At 55.4% G+C, this 14,891-nt stretch carries 15 protein-coding genes; 2 read left to right on the top strand and 13 right to left on the bottom strand.

The features are described from left to right. Positions 1-39 precede the first annotated feature (39 nt). The gene (gene cysG, locus ACQE32_RS12570; RefSeq protein ID WP_427021876.1) at positions 40-1,410 is read left to right on the top strand and encodes a siroheme synthase CysG; all 1,371 of its coding nucleotides are present in this window, start codon (positions 40-42) and stop codon (positions 1,408-1,410) included. 134 nt (positions 1,411-1,544) lie between these two features. Here the strand turns inward: cysG and trpS are convergent, their stop codons facing one another. The 12 genes from trpS to pilM all read right to left on the bottom strand — a co-directional run bounded on the left by trpS (position 1,545) and on the right by pilM (position 11,424). After that, on the bottom strand, positions 1,545-2,549 hold the full coding sequence (trpS, locus tag ACQE32_RS12565; RefSeq protein WP_085068543.1) for a tryptophan--tRNA ligase: 1,005 nt from the start codon (positions 2,547-2,549) through the stop codon (positions 1,545-1,547). 18 nt (positions 2,550-2,567) lie between these two features. Then, on the bottom strand, positions 2,568-3,245 hold the full coding sequence (locus tag ACQE32_RS12560; RefSeq protein ID WP_426974044.1) for a phosphoglycolate phosphatase: 678 nt from the start codon (positions 3,243-3,245) through the stop codon (positions 2,568-2,570). Then, complete coding sequence (gene rpe / locus ACQE32_RS12555) at positions 3,229-3,915, bottom strand: ribulose-phosphate 3-epimerase (protein WP_426974043.1); 687 nt, start codon at positions 3,913-3,915, stop codon at positions 3,229-3,231. Before rpe ends, ACQE32_RS12560 begins: the two co-directional genes overlap by 17 nt. Before the next feature lie 66 nt (positions 3,916-3,981). Beyond that, on the bottom strand, positions 3,982-4,794 hold the full coding sequence (dam, locus tag ACQE32_RS12550; protein WP_250651528.1) for an adenine-specific DNA-methyltransferase: 813 nt from the start codon (positions 4,792-4,794) through the stop codon (positions 3,982-3,984). Between the two features lie 176 nt (positions 4,795-4,970). Continuing rightward, entirely contained in the window at positions 4,971-5,954 is a 984-nt protein-coding gene (locus ACQE32_RS12545; RefSeq protein WP_427021875.1) for an SPOR domain-containing protein, read from the bottom strand. Positions 5,955-6,013: 59 nt separating this feature from the next. Further along, the gene (gene aroB / locus ACQE32_RS12540) at positions 6,014-7,102 is read right to left on the bottom strand and encodes a 3-dehydroquinate synthase (protein WP_427021874.1); all 1,089 of its coding nucleotides are present in this window, start codon (positions 7,100-7,102) and stop codon (positions 6,014-6,016) included. A gap of 40 nt (positions 7,103-7,142) precedes the next feature. Then, complete coding sequence (gene aroK / locus ACQE32_RS12535; protein WP_085068555.1) at positions 7,143-7,664, bottom strand: shikimate kinase AroK; 522 nt, start codon at positions 7,662-7,664, stop codon at positions 7,143-7,145. A gap of 359 nt (positions 7,665-8,023) precedes the next feature. Then, positions 8,024-9,247 (bottom strand): DNA uptake porin HofQ, encoded by a 1,224-nt coding sequence (gene hofQ, locus ACQE32_RS12530; protein ID WP_426974040.1) that lies wholly within the window; start codon positions 9,245-9,247, stop codon positions 8,024-8,026. Then, the gene (locus ACQE32_RS12525; RefSeq protein ID WP_427021873.1) at positions 9,192-9,572 is read right to left on the bottom strand and encodes a HofP DNA utilization family protein; all 381 of its coding nucleotides are present in this window, start codon (positions 9,570-9,572) and stop codon (positions 9,192-9,194) included. The genes hofQ and ACQE32_RS12525 overlap by 56 nt, the downstream gene beginning before the upstream one ends. Next, on the bottom strand, positions 9,553-10,062 hold the full coding sequence (locus ACQE32_RS12520) for a hypothetical protein (protein WP_427021872.1): 510 nt from the start codon (positions 10,060-10,062) through the stop codon (positions 9,553-9,555). Before ACQE32_RS12520 ends, ACQE32_RS12525 begins: the two co-directional genes overlap by 20 nt. Next, on the bottom strand, positions 10,052-10,600 hold the full coding sequence (locus ACQE32_RS12515; RefSeq protein WP_427021871.1) for a PilN domain-containing protein: 549 nt from the start codon (positions 10,598-10,600) through the stop codon (positions 10,052-10,054). The genes ACQE32_RS12520 and ACQE32_RS12515 overlap by 11 nt, the downstream gene beginning before the upstream one ends. Next, positions 10,600-11,424, bottom strand: a complete 825-nt coding sequence (gene pilM / locus ACQE32_RS12510; RefSeq protein ID WP_426974036.1) for a pilus assembly protein PilM — start codon at positions 11,422-11,424, stop codon at positions 10,600-10,602. Before pilM ends, ACQE32_RS12515 begins: the two co-directional genes overlap by 1 nt. A 121-nt stretch (positions 11,425-11,545) precedes the next feature. On the opposite strand from pilM, the gene mrcA reads away from it, so the two are divergent. After that, on the top strand, positions 11,546-14,095 hold the full coding sequence (gene mrcA / locus ACQE32_RS12505; protein WP_426974035.1) for a peptidoglycan glycosyltransferase/peptidoglycan DD-transpeptidase MrcA: 2,550 nt from the start codon (positions 11,546-11,548) through the stop codon (positions 14,093-14,095). 53 nt (positions 14,096-14,148) lie between these two features. On the opposite strand, the gene nudE is transcribed toward mrcA, so the two are convergent. Continuing rightward, positions 14,149-14,715: an ADP compounds hydrolase NudE gene (gene nudE / locus ACQE32_RS12500; protein ID WP_426981233.1), complete on the bottom strand. Its 567-nt coding sequence runs from the start codon at positions 14,713-14,715 to the stop codon at positions 14,149-14,151. Positions 14,716-14,891 lie beyond the last annotated feature (176 nt).

Here is a 14,891-nt window from a genome sequence, read left to right as displayed (position 1 = left end):
TGCGAATCACGATAAAAACCGGCAAACCGGGAGAACACCATGGATTACCTACCGCTATTTTGTCAGCTGCGCGGCAGAACCTGCCTGCTGGTTGGCGCAGGCGATGTTGCCGCACGTAAAGCGCGGCTGCTGCTGGATGCCGGCGCTCAGCTTCGGGTTTGCGCGCTTGATTTCAGTACGCCATTTTATGAGTGGCAGCAGACTGGCGAAGTCACGCTGTTGCCCCAGCCTTTTTCCGCCGAGCTGCTGGATGAGTGCTGGCTGGTTATCGCTGCAACCAGCGATGAACAGGTTAATCGGCTGGTGAGCGAGGCAGCAGAAGCGCGTCGTCTGTTTTGTAACGTTGTGGATGCCCCCGCGCAGGCCAGTGTGATTATGCCTTCAATTATCGATCGTTCTCCGCTAATGATTGCCGTTTCCTCTGGCGGGCGTGCGCCCGTGCTGGCCCGCCTGCTGCGGGAAAAGCTGGAGGCGTTGCTGCCGCAGCATTTAGGCCGGTTGGCCGCGCTGGCAGGATCGCTGCGTCAGCGGGTTAAACAGCAATATGCAACCGGAGCTGAGCGCCGTCGCTTCTGGGAAAAGCTGTTCGTCAGCGATCGTCTGGCGCAATCGCTGGCCAATAATGATACAGAACGGGCGGCTGCATTAACCGATGAACTCTTTAGCCAGCCGCTGGATAAACGTGGCGAACTGGTGCTGGTGGGTGCCGGTCCGGGCGATGCTGGCCTGTTGACGCTGAAAGGGTTACAGCAAATCCAGCAGGCGGACATTGTGGTTTACGATCGACTGGTTTCCGATGATGTCCTGCAGCTGGCGCGTCGCGATGCGGAGAAGATTTTTGTCGGTAAGCGCGCTGGTCATCACTGCGTGCCGCAGGAAGAGATCAATCAGATCCTGCTGGAGCAGGCACGGCGCGGTAAACGCGTAGTGCGCTTGAAAGGCGGCGATCCCTTTATCTTTGGACGCGGCGGAGAAGAGCTGGAGGCGTTAAAGGACAGTAATATCCCCTTTTCCGTCGTGCCGGGTATTACTGCCGCCTCTGGCTGCTCCGCTTACAGCGGGATCCCATTAACCCATCGCGATTACGCTCACAGCGTGCGCTTTGTTACCGGCCACCGTAAGCAGGATTACCAGCCCGACTGGGCTAACCTGGCGGCAGAACAGCAAACGCTGGTGTTTTATATGGGGCTGGCACAGGCAGGTGAGATTCAGCGTCAGCTGCAGGCGCACGGCATGGCTGCATCAATGTCGGTCGCGCTGGTTGAAAACGGTACCAGCACGCGCCAGCGTGTGGTCAGCGGTGAGCTGGCCCAGCTGGAAACGCTGGCGACACAGGTGGTCAGCCCCAGCCTGATTATCGTTGGACGGGTGGTTGCGCTACGCGATAGCCTGAACTGGTTCTCTTCATAGTCAAACATGAGTTCAAACACGCTTTCTGATATGACATAAACTGTCAGCGGTCTTGCAAAGAGCCCTTTGCAAGACGCTATTTTTTAGTGATGCCCTGCCCGCCGGGGTGGGATAACGCAGGCAGGGATTTTTGCTTAAGGCTGAGCGACGAAGCCTACCGCCTCATAAACTTTTTTCAGCGTTTCCTGCGCGTGCGCGCGCGCTTTTGCCGCACCATCACGCATTACCTGCTCAAGGAAAGCTTCATCTTCGCGATAACGCTGATAGCGCACCTGAAGCTCGGTCAGCATGCCGGAAACCGCCTCTGCTACCTCGCCCTTGAGATGACCATACATCTTGCCTTCAAATTCCTGCTCAAGCTGGCTGATGCTTTTGCCTGAAATGGCGGAGAGAATATCCAGCAGGTTAGAAACGCCCGCTTTGTTCTGCACGTCGTAACGCACCACCGGCGGCTCGTCGGAGTCGGTAACCGCACGCTTGATCTTTTTCACTACTGCTTTCGGATCTTCCAACAGGCCGATAACGTTATTGCGGTTATCGTCCGATTTGGACATCTTTTTCGTCGGCTCAAGCAGCGACATCACGCGCGCGCCTGATTTGGGAATAAACGGCTCTGGCACCTTAAACACGTCGCCATACAGCGCGTTAAAGCGCTGGGCAATATCACGGCTCAGCTCCAGATGCTGCTTTTGATCTTCGCCAACCGGCACCTGATTGGTTTGATACAGCAGAATATCCGCTGCCATCAGTACCGGATAATCAAACAGCCCGGCGTTGATGTTCTCTGCGTAGCGAGCAGATTTATCTTTGAACTGGGTCATGCGGCTCAGCTCGCCGAAATAGGTGTAACAGTTCAGCACCCAGCTCAGTTGAGTATGTTCTGGCACATGTGACTGGACGAAGATCGTGCTTTTTTCGGGATCGATGCCGCAGGCAAGGTAAAGCGCCAGCGTATCCAGCGTTGCTTTACGCAGCGCGGTCGGGTCCTGACGTACGGTGATGGCGTGCAAATCGACAATACAGTAGATGCAGTGATAATCGTCCTGCATCTGTACCCACTGACGCATCGCACCCATGTAGTTACCAATGGTCAGTTCGCCGGAGGGCTGTGCGCCGCTAAATACGATGGGTTTGCTCATGCTTTTAAATCCTGATAATTACCGCCCCAATGCGGGCAAAAGGTCGTTGAAATCGTCCAGAACAAGGTTTGGTTCACTGGTGGCAATCGGCTCGCCATAGTTATAGCCGTATGACATCCCCACGCAGGGACAACCCGCCGCCTGCGCCGCCTGGATATCATTGCGTGAATCGCCAACAAACAGCAACTCCTGCGGCAGCAGACCAAACTTGCCTAACACTAAAAACAGCGGCGCCGGATGCGGCTTTTTCGCCGCCACGTCATCGCCGCCGATCACTAACGAAAAGTAGCTTTCGATACCAAGCGCGTTTAGCAGCGGCGCAATAAAAGGTGTCGGCTTGTTGGTCACCAGCGCCAGCGGCAGCCCAGTGGCGCTCAGCTTTTCCAGCGTCTGCGCCACGTGCGGAAAGAGCGTCGTGCCCGACTCCGCCGTTTCGGTATAAAACCGATCAAACAGCGCTCTGCCGTCGCGCAGTTCGTTCGCTTCGGGCTGACGCTGCAGCGCCCAGCTTAGCGCTCGCTGCACCATAATATCGGCGCCGTTTCCTATCCAGGTGGTAACGCGCGGGACACCGGCCGCAGGCAAGTTTAAAGCAATCAGCGCCCGATCCACTGCCGCTGCCAGCCCCGGCACGCTATCAACCAGCGTACCGTCAAGATCGAAGGCCAATGCGCGAATATTAGTGAAAGGCGCCATGACGACTTTTCTCCAGTTCATTACGCATATCATCAATCACTTTTTTATAGTCTGGCTGACCAAAGATGGCCGACCCGGCAACAAACATATCCGCGCCAGCGGCAGCGATTTCGGCAATATTATCCACTTTCACGCCGCCATCGACTTCAAGCCGAATATCGTAACCGCTATCGTCAATGCGCTTACGCGCCTCGCGCAGTTTATCCAGCGTACCGGGAATGAAAGACTGACCGCCGAAGCCCGGATTGACCGACATCAACAGGATGATATCCAGTTTATCCATCACATAATCGAGATAGCTCAGTGGAGTGGCAGGATTAAAGACTAAACCGGCTTTGCAACCATGCTCTTTAATGAGCTGCAGGCTGCGGTCGATATGTTCGCTGGCTTCAGGGTGGAAGGTAATAAAGCTGGCGCCCGCTTCGGCAAACTGAGGGATCAGGCTGTCGACCGGCTTCACCATCAGATGAACATCGATCGGCGCGGTAATACCATAATCGCGCAGGGCTTTTAACACCATCGGCCCCATGGTCAGGTTGGGAACATAATGGTTATCCATAACGTCGAAATGCACCACGTCTCCTCCCGCTGCCATAGCTTTCGCTGTGTCTTCGCCCAGACGGGCGAAGTCTGCAGAGAGGATTGAAGGGGCCAGCAAAAATTGTTTCATCCGTATCTCCCACTGTATGCGCCAGTAAAAATACTGACAGATTGCGCTGGTCGCGGACGAAACTGCCTAGCAAAAAAGGGCCAGTAGCTCGTCCACTTTAGTACGACCGCTAATGCTTCTGCTGATCGAGCGGCGCGCTTTAACCACGTGCAGCACCGCATCCTGATACCACAGCCGGGTCAGCTCGGTATCGTGGTTAGAAATCAGTACTGGAATCGCGCTTTCCTGCGCCAGTTTTACCGCCAGCTCAGCCAGATGTTGCTGCTCGCGCAGGCTAAAGCTGTTGGTATGATAGGCGGTAAAGTTCGCTGTTGTCGAAAGCGGCGCATAAGGCGGATCGCAGTAAACCACCGATCCTGCCTGCGCCTTACTCAGGGTAACATCGTACGATTCACAAACAAAAACCGCTTTTTGCGCGCGTTCGGCAAATCCGTAGAGCTCTTCTTCCGGAAAATAGGGCTTACGGTAACGCCCAAAAGGAACGTTAAATTCACCGCGCAGGTTATAGCGGCACAGACCGTTGTAACCGTGACGATTCAGATAAAGAAACAGCAGCGCCCGGCGATAAGCATCGTCGCTGGCATTAAATTCGCTGCGGTACGCGTAGTAAGCATCCGCCTCATTGTTGCGTGGCGTAAAGAGCTGGCGCGCATCGCTGACAAACTCGACGGTGCGCCCTTTTACAATGTTATACAGGCCGATCAGATCGTTATTGATATCGGCCAGCACATAGCGCGGATAATCGGTGTTAAGGAACACGGAGCCGGCGCCGACAAAAGGCTCGACTAAGCAGTCACCTTGCGGCAAATGGCGGCGGATATCCTCCAGAAGAGGATATTTACCGCCAGCCCATTTCAGGAAAGCGCGATTTTTTTTCATGCCGTCGTTTTGGTTACTTCTGTTCATCTGGCTGTGGCTATAGCGACAGCATATCTGCGCTTATGAATCTGACTTACGACAAAAATGGCAACCAGGTTGCCATTTTAAAGCCGTTGCAACGGCTGTGATAATTCGCTGCCAGAGCACATTATCACAGTAATATGGAGGTGAACGGCTTAGCGTCCCGCCTCTTTTTTCACCTGGCTAACCGGCTTAACCCAGGGCTTTTTCGCCTGGACTTCCGCTGGCAGCGAGGCGACAGCACGCTTAGCATCCGCTGGCGTAGCATAAGAACCACTTACCAGCACATACCACGGCTGTCCGTTGCGTGTGGTCTGATAGACATGGTAGTTGCTCAGGTTCTGTTTCTTCGCCCAGGCATTCAGCGTATCTGAACGCGAGGCGCTGCTCAGCTGTAACGTATAGCTGCCGCCGGGCACGCTTTGTTGCGCAGCAGGTGCCGCATGGCCAGTGGCAGGCTTGCTGCTCTGCTTAGCCGCTGGCTGATGACTCTGTTTAACTGGCGGCTGGCTGGCAACCGGCTTGCGCGTCGGCGCTGGCTTGCTGCCTGGTACGATCGGCGCAACGTGAGCATTGCTGCTATCGACGCCGTTTCCGCTCACTGTGGCGGGCGCAGTCGGCAGCGAACTGGTGCTCATCGCATCCTGGGCTGCAGAATCAACCTGCCCCTGTTGATTGGTCAAGGCATTATTAAGATCGCCCGGCAGCTCTACGCGCTGCTGATTTTGCGGCGTCTCAATCGGCGCGGCTTGCGTTGGCGTAGAAGAGACTGGCGGAACGGAAACCGACTGCGGCGCCTCGTTTGCTGTGCCATTGTCTAATGCAGCCTCATTACTGCCAGCCGCGCTACCGTTCTGACCGCTCATGGCTGATGAGCCGGAAAGGTCGATATTCTTTTCATTGCCGCCAGAGGTGGCTGCGCCGTTCTCCACCGGAGCGGATGGTTTTTTAGAATCAGGCCCGTTTAAAGCTGAACCAATGCCAATTACCAGCAGCAAAAGGACCAGCACACCGATGCCCATCATCATACGCTGGCGCGATACCGGCGTTTTAGGTGCAGAAGACGTTTTGCGAGGCCGTGTCGGACGGCGATCGCTGGTATCAGGTTTTAACTCGTCTTCCGGTTTAAACTCATCCATTCAACCTCCCCGTCTTACGGCAAACGCCGCCAACATCCCGTTTGCGGCAGACATCACTATCAGGCCTTACGGCAATCATCAATTGCGGCAAGCACAATATCATGCGACACGCCGCTACGCACCTCGGCTTTGCCTATCGCCAGCGGCAAAACCAGACGCAGCTCTCCCGCCAGCACTTTTTTATCCCGCATCATATGCGGCAAATAGTCCTGCGCGGTCATTTCCTGCGGCCCTGTTACCGGCAGGCCGGCACGGACAAGCAACGCGATAATACGGTCAGTATCGGCAGAGCTGAACTGCCCCAGCCTTTCAGCAGTACGTGCAGCCATCACCATCCCGGCGGCTACGGCCTCGCCGTGTAGCCAGTTACCGTAGCCCATCTGCGCTTCAATCGCATGGCCATAGGTATGGCCCAGATTTAACAGCGCCCGTAGTCCGGTTTCGCGTTCATCAGCGGCAACAACCTCCGCTTTCAGCTCGCAGCAGCGGCGAATACAAAAGGCCAGCGCCTCCCCATCCAGCGCCATCAGCGCATCCAGGTTCTGCTCAAGCCAGTTAAAAAAATTACCGTCAAGGATAATGCCATATTTGATCACTTCAGCCATGCCGGATGCCAGCTCGCGAGGCGGCAGGCTACGCAGGCAGTCGAGATCGATAACCACTGAAGCAGGCTGATAGAATGCGCCTATCATATTTTTGCCCAGCGGATGATTGACGGCGGTTTTACCGCCAACGGAAGAGTCCACCTGCGATAACAGCGTGGTTGGCACCTGAATAAAGCGTACGCCGCGCTGATAGCTGGCGGCGGCGAAACCGGTCAGATCGCCAATCACACCGCCGCCCAGCGCGACCAGTGTGGTATCACGCCCGTGGGGCTTTTGCAGCAGAGCGGTAAAGACCTGATCCATTACCACCAGGGTTTTATACTGTTCGCCATCGGGAAGGATAACCTGATCCACCTTAACGCCCGCCACCTCCAGCCGCTGTCGCAGCGGCGCGAGGTAAAGCGGAGCCAGCGTCTCATTGGTTACCAACATAGCCTGGTCACCTGCTTTCAGCGGCCAAAAGGCAGCCGCATCATTGAACAGACCGGCAGCGATGGTGATCGGGTAGCTGCGCTCCCCAAGGGTAACGGTGATCCTCTCCATGACGCTGTATAACCTTTTCGCTATGCCCTAAGGCGTTGGATTAATTCTTTTCCAGTAAATTAATGATTTGATTAGCGACGACTTTCGCACTTTGATCATCAGTGCGGATGGTAACATCAGCGATCTCTTCATACAGGGGATTGCGTTCATCCGCCAGCGCTTCCAGCACTTCACGTGGCGGTGCATCGACCTGTAATAAAGGACGCTTTTTATCGCGCTGCGTACGCGCCAGTTGCTTCTCAATAGTGGTTTCAAGATAGACCACAACGCCACGGGCGGAGAGACGATTACGGGTTTCGCGGGATTTTACAGAGCCACCGCCGGTAGCCAGCACGATGCCCTGTTTTTCTGTGAGTTCATTAATGATTTTCTCTTCACGTTCGCGAAAACCTGCTTCGCCTTCAACGTCAAAAACCCAGCCCACATCCGCTCCGGTACGTCGCTCAATTTCCTGATCGGAATCATAAAATTCCATATTGAGTTGCTGAGCTAACTGACGACCAATAGTGCTTTTGCCGGCACCCATAGGCCCAACCAGAAAGATATTGCGTTTCTCTGCCATTTTTTCGGTATTACTAAGACAATGCGTTGATGATACCCCGTCTGCAACGGCCGAGCCGCTGGCGGGACATGAACTGAAACCTCATGAGCGATAGTGCGAGAGTCAGATGAAAAATTATCTCAACACTCAAGGTCGTTTGGCAACCGAATAAATTGCCCGGCTCAGAACGCGCAGTCTGCGCGTCACACAGTTCGCTAAGAGTCAAAACCGCCGCCCTTCAGGCAGCGTCCTGTCACGGTATCATGGCAACAAACCATAAGTCTGTGCTGCCATAAGTCAAAATCGCTAAACCTTGTAAGCTAATTCCGCTCCTGCGTCAAACGCATATGATACCCGGTCGGGAAAAAAAACGCTGCTGGTTACTCTTCATGCACCAGGCGCGGGGTGATAAAAATTACCAGCTCCCGGCGCTTGTCATTCTGAACTTCATGACGAAAAAGCGCACCCAGCAACGGTATATCGCCCAGGAAAGGGACTTTATCACGATTACGCGCTGATTCCTGTTGAAATATGCCGCCCAGCGTTAACGTCTGACCATCTTTCAGCGTAACCTCAGTGCTAATTTCTTGCTTATTAATAGTCAGAATTTCTCTTTCGCCGTTGTTAATGTTGCGTCCGGGCACGTTTTGACTGATGTGCAACGCCAGACGAATACGCCCGTTGGGCTGCACCGTCGGCGTCACCTCCATCCCTAACACCGCCTCTTTAAATTCGATGCTGGTTGCGCCGTCGCTGCCGCTGGAAACTTCATAGGGTATTTCAGCGCCCTGCTTGATGCTGGCCGGTTGCTGATGTGAGGTAATGAGATGCGGACTGGCAATAATATCAATTTGGTTCTCCTGCTCCAGCGCGCTAAGCTCCAAATCAAGCAGCCGCCCATCTACCCGCGCCAGCGTTAAGCCAGCCGCCAGCGAGGGCGAAGCAGCGGCAAGGCCGATATTGATTGCAGGGTTACGCAACGCCTGGGTGATCACCTCTTCGCCAGAGAGTTGCCAGCTGACGCCCAGCTCATGCAAATGCTCTGCGCTGATGCTAACGATATGGGCTGTCAGCTCAACCTGCTCCCGCGCCACATCCAGCGCCTGAACCCAGGTCTCAACATTTTTTAACGCCGCTGGCGTATCACGTAACAGCAGCATATTCGCACGCGCATCAAGGGTGATGCTGCCGCGAGGCGTCATTAATTTGCCGCGCTCGGCCTGCAGGCTGGCGCTGACGGCTGCGACATCCGCATGCTGCAAGGCTAATGCCAGATCCTGTAAAGGCTGCTGCTGCACTTTTTCCTGTGCTTCTTTCTGCTCCCAGCCCTGCGGGAAAACCAGCAGCACCGAATCTTCCCGCGTAATGTCCAGCCTGGCCATACGCGCCACCAGCGATAACGCCTGCCGCCAGGGGACATCCTGCAGGCGCAGCGTAATGTTTCCCTCCACGCCTGGCGCAACCAACAGATTAAACTGCTGATAATCCGCCAAAGCCTGTAAAACTTGCTCAACCGGCGCATCCTGAAAGGCCAGTGAAAGCGGCTCGTCACTGGCCTGTACCACGGTGCTCAGCAGCAGCAGAGCGACTCCGATCCTTGTCATGATATTTCCCTGTAATGTGCAACGTGACCTGCTGCGGCACGCAACTGTGCGGCGTGCTGAGCGTTAAACGAAATGGGGTAAAGGCATCAATCTGCCATGCCATGAAAGGCGAAGGCTGGTCGCTGGCAATTGCCACCCGCTCGCCCCGCGTTGAACGCAGCCATCCCCGATAACGGTTTCCCTTCCCTACCATGCCCTGGAGCTGCCAGCGATCTAATGACATCACTGACAAAGCACAGGGAGCCTGTAACTGAGCAAAGGGATCGCGCGCAATAGCTGGCGACAGGCAGGCGAAAAACAGCCCGCTAATCAAGAGGTGTTTCATTATCAAACGCCAGATGGAAGGTGGCGTACAGGCGCTCGGCCTTACGCTGCACAATAAAAGAGGTCAGGATGGGAGCTGGTTCACAGCTCACCAGATAAGCAAATAGCCGCTTTAGCTGAGACCAGTCCAGCCAAAGCTCAAGCTGGCTGGTTCGCCGATCAGGATGCCAGTTCGCCAGTTCGCCGCCGCTGTGTTTTAGCAGGGTATAGAGGGAAAAGGGCTGCCCCTGGCGAACCATCTCTGCCAGCATCTGCTGGTTTCGCATCTCTATCTTCTGCAGCGCAGGCTGTTGCCACAGCGGCGTCAGCAGCCGTTGATAGTGCAGCTGCTGTTGCTGCGTTTTATCCTGCAAACGCAGCTGCCAGGCGCGCGCTGGTGCTATCCACAAATAAACAGCCAACAGCACTACGCTGGTCAACAGACCCATCAGGCTCACCCAACGCCATTTCGCCGGCATCAACAGCCAGCGCAGCACAATGTCATGGTTCATGGCTATCGTCCTCCGCTTTTCCCGTGGTTAGCGTAAAACCATATGGCCCCTCAGCGCTCTTCTTTAACGCTCCCGGCAGCCAGATCTGAAAAAAGCGCGATTTCCTGAGCCGATGATGTAACAGCTGCGTTGCCTCTGGCCGCAGGCTTAACCCATCCAGCCGTAATGTTCCCTGCTGATGGGTTAATGAAGAAAGCCAGGCGTTATCCGGTATATCGCTCTCTAGCTGCAGCATAAAGGCCTGCCACTCTGCCAGCCGTTGCTGCTTCCGCTCACGCAGCTCCGCCTGATTACGCAATGCCTGCTGCTGTTTTTGCGCTTCGTTATAGCGCTGATCAAGCTGCTGTGCCTGCCGTGCTGCCTGCTGCCACAGCGTAAACTGGGCTTGCCACCGCTGCGTATTCTCTGCCAGCCCTCGCCACCAGCACAGCAGCGCAACATGAACCAATACCAACAACGCTCCGCTTAACCCCAGCCAGCGCCTTAGCTGGCGTTTTCTGACCTTCTGACGCCAGTTCAGCAGGTTAACCGCAATCATCAGCCCTCCTCCGGGCGCAGCGCTAACCCCAGCGCCAGCGTGAACATTCCGCCATTAGCGGGCAGCGGCGGCTGCATAAACTGCAGCAGGCTTAGCGGCTGAAGAGGCTGCATCCCTGTCAGCAGTTCGCTGGAGATGTTCGCGCTGAACCAGAGGTCATGCGCGTCGGGCAGGTGCTGTCGGAGCTGCTCGCTATCGGTTGATAACAGGCCGGGCACCCAGCCAGAGGCTGCTTCCCGCTCTCCCGGCAAATACCATAACCAGTGGTCGCTGAGCTGATGAATCAGCGCCGCCTCATCAGAGAGCTGCATGGCTTTGCCGACCTGCGCCAGCGCTCCACAGGTGAGTTCGATGACATCAGGGATCAGCCCGGCCAGAGCCAGCGTAGACAGCCATTGCTGCAGCACGCTCTGACGCGCGGCGGTCAGATAAAGACGCGACTGCGGCTGAGCGGCGACCCGATAATCCAGCGCCAGTTCATTGACGGAAAGCGGAAAGAGCCGTTCGGCCGCCGCCGCGGCATAGCGCCCCAGCTCAGGTTCGCGTAGTTGCAGTGAGGGGGCCGCCAGAGCGCGCTGCATGACCGCCTGCGGCGGAAAGCCGACGCGTAATGAGAGGCTACGGGGAAGCTGTTTACGCCAGCGGCGCAAAACGGCAAGCAGCGTCGGCGAGCATTGCAGCGCGCCATAAGATAACGTATCGTGCGGCAGCGCATGTTGCCACCAGTGACGCAGCTGCCAACCGTTACGGCGACGTTGAATACCTAAAGCACAGAGCTGACCATTCTGAATATCCAGCCCTACTTGCCATTTCTGAAAAGCCATGTTCGCGCGATCTCCATATCCACGTAAAAATAAAAGGACGTATCAAAGCGTCTGGCTTGCATTTATACTACCGCGCGATTGTTTATAAACTGCCCAAACGACATTAAATGGGAAATCTCAGGTGAAGTTCGTAAAGTATTTATTGATTCTTGCAGTGTGTTGCATTTTGCTGGGCGTCGGCTCGGTTTACGGGTTGTACAAATACATTGAACCGCAGCTACCGGATGTGAACACGCTGAAGGATATTCGTCTGCAGACGCCAATGCAGGTCTACAGCGCCGACGGCGAGCTGATCGCGCAGTATGGCGAAAAGCGCCGTATTCCTCTGACGCTGTCGCAGATGCCGCCTGAGCTGGTGAAAGCCTTTATCGCCACCGAAGATAGCCGCTTCTATGAACATCACGGCGTTGATCCGATCGGCATCTTCCGTGCCGCCAGCGTGGCGCTGATTTCAGGTCACGCTTCTCAGGGGGCGAGTACTATCACTCAGCAGCTGGCGCGAAACTTCTTCCTCAGCCCTGAGCGCACGCTGATGCGTAAAATCAAGGAAGCGTTTCTGGCTATTCGCATCGAGCAACTGCTCAGTAAAGATGAAATCCTTGAGCTTTATTTAAATAAAATTTATCTGGGCTACCGCGCATACGGCGTTGGCGCTGCCGCTCAGGTCTATTTCGGCAAAAGCATCGATCAGCTAACGCTGAGCGAAATGGCGATGATCGCCGGGCTGCCGAAAGCGCCTTCCACGTTTAACCCGCTCTATTCTCCTGCGCGTGCTCAGGCGCGCCGTAACGTCGTGCTGTCCCGCATGCTGGATCAGAACTACATTACGCAGCAGCAGTATATTGAAGCGCGTAGCGAGCCGCTTGAAGCCAGCTATCACGTGCCGGAAATCGCTTTCTCCGCCCCTTATCTGACGGAGATGGTGCGCCAGGAGATGCTGAAGCGCTACGGCGAGAACGCTTATAGCGATGGTTTTAAGGTTTACACCACCGTGACCCGTAAGCTGCAGCTGGCGGCACAGGAAGCGGTGCGCAATAACGTGCTGGATTACGATATGCGTCACGGCTATCGTGGCCCGGCTAATGTTTTGTGGCGCGTGGGTGAGTTAGCCTGGGATCATACGCGCATTCTGAAAACCCTGAAGGCGCTGCCGGTTTACGGCCCGCTGTGGCCCGCCGTGGTGACCACCGCCAACAGCAATGAAGCCACGGCGCTGATGCGTGACGGCAGCAGCGTTTCGCTGACGATGGAAGGCGTACGCTGGGCGCGTCCTTATAAGTCCGATACGTTGCAGGGCCCGACGCCGCGCAGCGTGACGCAAGTGCTGCAGCCAGGCCAGCAGATCTGGGTACGCAAAGTTGAAAACAGCTGGTGGCTGGCGCAGGTGCCAGACGTTAACTCTTCGCTGATCTCTCTCGACCCGCACGATGGCGCCGTTCGTGCGCTGGTTGGCGGTTTTGATTTCAACCAGAGCAAATTTAACCGCGTAACGCAGTCGCTGCGGCAGGTCGGTTCGAATATCAAGCCTTTCCTCTACACCGCCGCCATGGATCGCGGCCTGACGCTGGCTTCGATTCTTAACGATGTGCCGATTTCGCGCTGGGACGCGGGAGCGGGCTCTGACTGGCGGCCAAAAAACTCACCGGCGACCTATGATGGCCCGATCCGCCTGCGTCAGGGACTGGGACAGTCGAAAAACGTCGTCATGGTTCGTGCGATGCGAGCGATGGGCGTCGATTATGCTGCAGAGTATCTGCAACGTTTCGGTTTCCCGGCGCAGAATATCGTGCACACCGAATCGCTGGCGCTGGGCGCGGCCTCTTTTACGCCGCTGCAAATGGCGCGCGGCTATGCGGTTATGGCAAACGGCGGCTTCCTGGTTGACCCTTATTTCATTAAGAAGATTGAAAATGAAAATGGCGAAACGCTGTTTGAAAACCAGCCGCGCATCGCCTGCCCGGAATGTAATCTGCCGGTGATTTACGGTGAGACGAAAAAATCGGTGGCGCTGGGTGAAGAAAGCGTAGAAAACGTGGCGATCTCTCAGGAAAACCACAATCCAGGCGTGCCGCAGCCAGTGCTGCAAAAGGTAGGGGCCGATAAGCCCGAAGTCACCCAGCAGTATGCGCCGCATGTGATTAATACGCCGCTCTCCTTTTTGATTAAAAGCGCGCTGAACTCGAATATCTTTGGCGAACCGGGCTGGATGGGCACCGGCTGGCGTGCCGGCCGCGATCTGAAGCGGAAAGACATTGGCGGCAAAACCGGTACAACCAACAGTTCGAAAGATGCCTGGTTCTCTGGTTATGGTCCTGGCGTAGTGACCACTGTCTGGATTGGCTTTGACGATCATCGCCGCGACCTGGGCCGTTCGAGCGCGTCCGGCGCGATTGACGATCAGATTTCAGGTTACGAAGGCGGTGCCAAGAGTGCTCAGCCCGCGTGGGATAACTTTATGAAGGCCGCGCTGGATGGCGTGCCGGAGCAGCCGCTAACGCCTCCGCCGGGCATAGTGACTGTCACTATCGATCGCACTACCGGCAAGCTGGCTAACGGCGGCGGCAATACGCGTCAGGAGTACTTTATTGAAGGGACACAGCCCACCGAGTATTCCGTACAAGACGTGGGAACCACGCTGATGGATAACGGCGAAACGCAAGAACTCTTTTAACAGCAAAAGGGGCGATTTTCGCCCCTTTTACTTTTCCGCTACGATCGCCCCGATCAGTAATCAATTCGCTGCTGCTTAGCCAGCCACTCCCGCACCAGGAACAGCGCGCTAACATTGCGAGCCTCGTTAAAATCAGGTTCTTCTAACAGCGACATCATGTTTTCCAGCGGCCAGCGGATCACCGGCAGCGGTTCCGGCTCATCCCCTTCCAGCTTTTCAGGATAGAGCCCTTCCGCCACCACAATATTCATTTTGCTGGAAAAGTAAGAGGGAGCCATAGTGAGCTTGCTAAGCGCTTCCATCTGCTGCGCGCCAAAGCCCGCTTCTTCTTTGAGCTCGCGATTAGCCGCCTCGAATACCGTTTCGCCAGCATCGATCAATCCTTTTGGAAAGCCCAACTCATAGGTTTCCAGCCCGACCACATACTCCTGAATCAGCAACAGATGATTATCGATGATTGGCACGATCATCACCGCTTCGCGCTCTGAAGGACGCATACGTTCATAAACGCGCTGCGCGCCGTTACTGAACACCAGATCTACCGATTCAATGGTAAACAGGCGAGAGTGGGCCACAGGCTCAACGTTTAAAATTTTAGGTTTCTCTAATTTTCTTGGCATGGGGGCCCCAGATAAAGCGCGGTTGATCATCGCCTGCCCGTCGTTGTCCTGAACAAAAAGCGGCAAAGAGACATTGTGCGACAGGCCTTACGGGAATCCAATCATCAGATGATTTAATTTACTTTTTTATAACAATCGTTTGCAATATTCGGGAAAAAACTTTATGACAAAGTCAA

Source organism: Pantoea sp. FN0302 (assembly GCF_050113775.1).
Taxonomy (GTDB): domain Bacteria; phylum Pseudomonadota; class Gammaproteobacteria; order Enterobacterales; family Enterobacteriaceae; genus Mixta; species Mixta alhagi.
The sequence above is the reverse complement of the archived record's forward strand: the minus strand, read 5'-3'. Positions and strand labels throughout refer to the sequence as shown.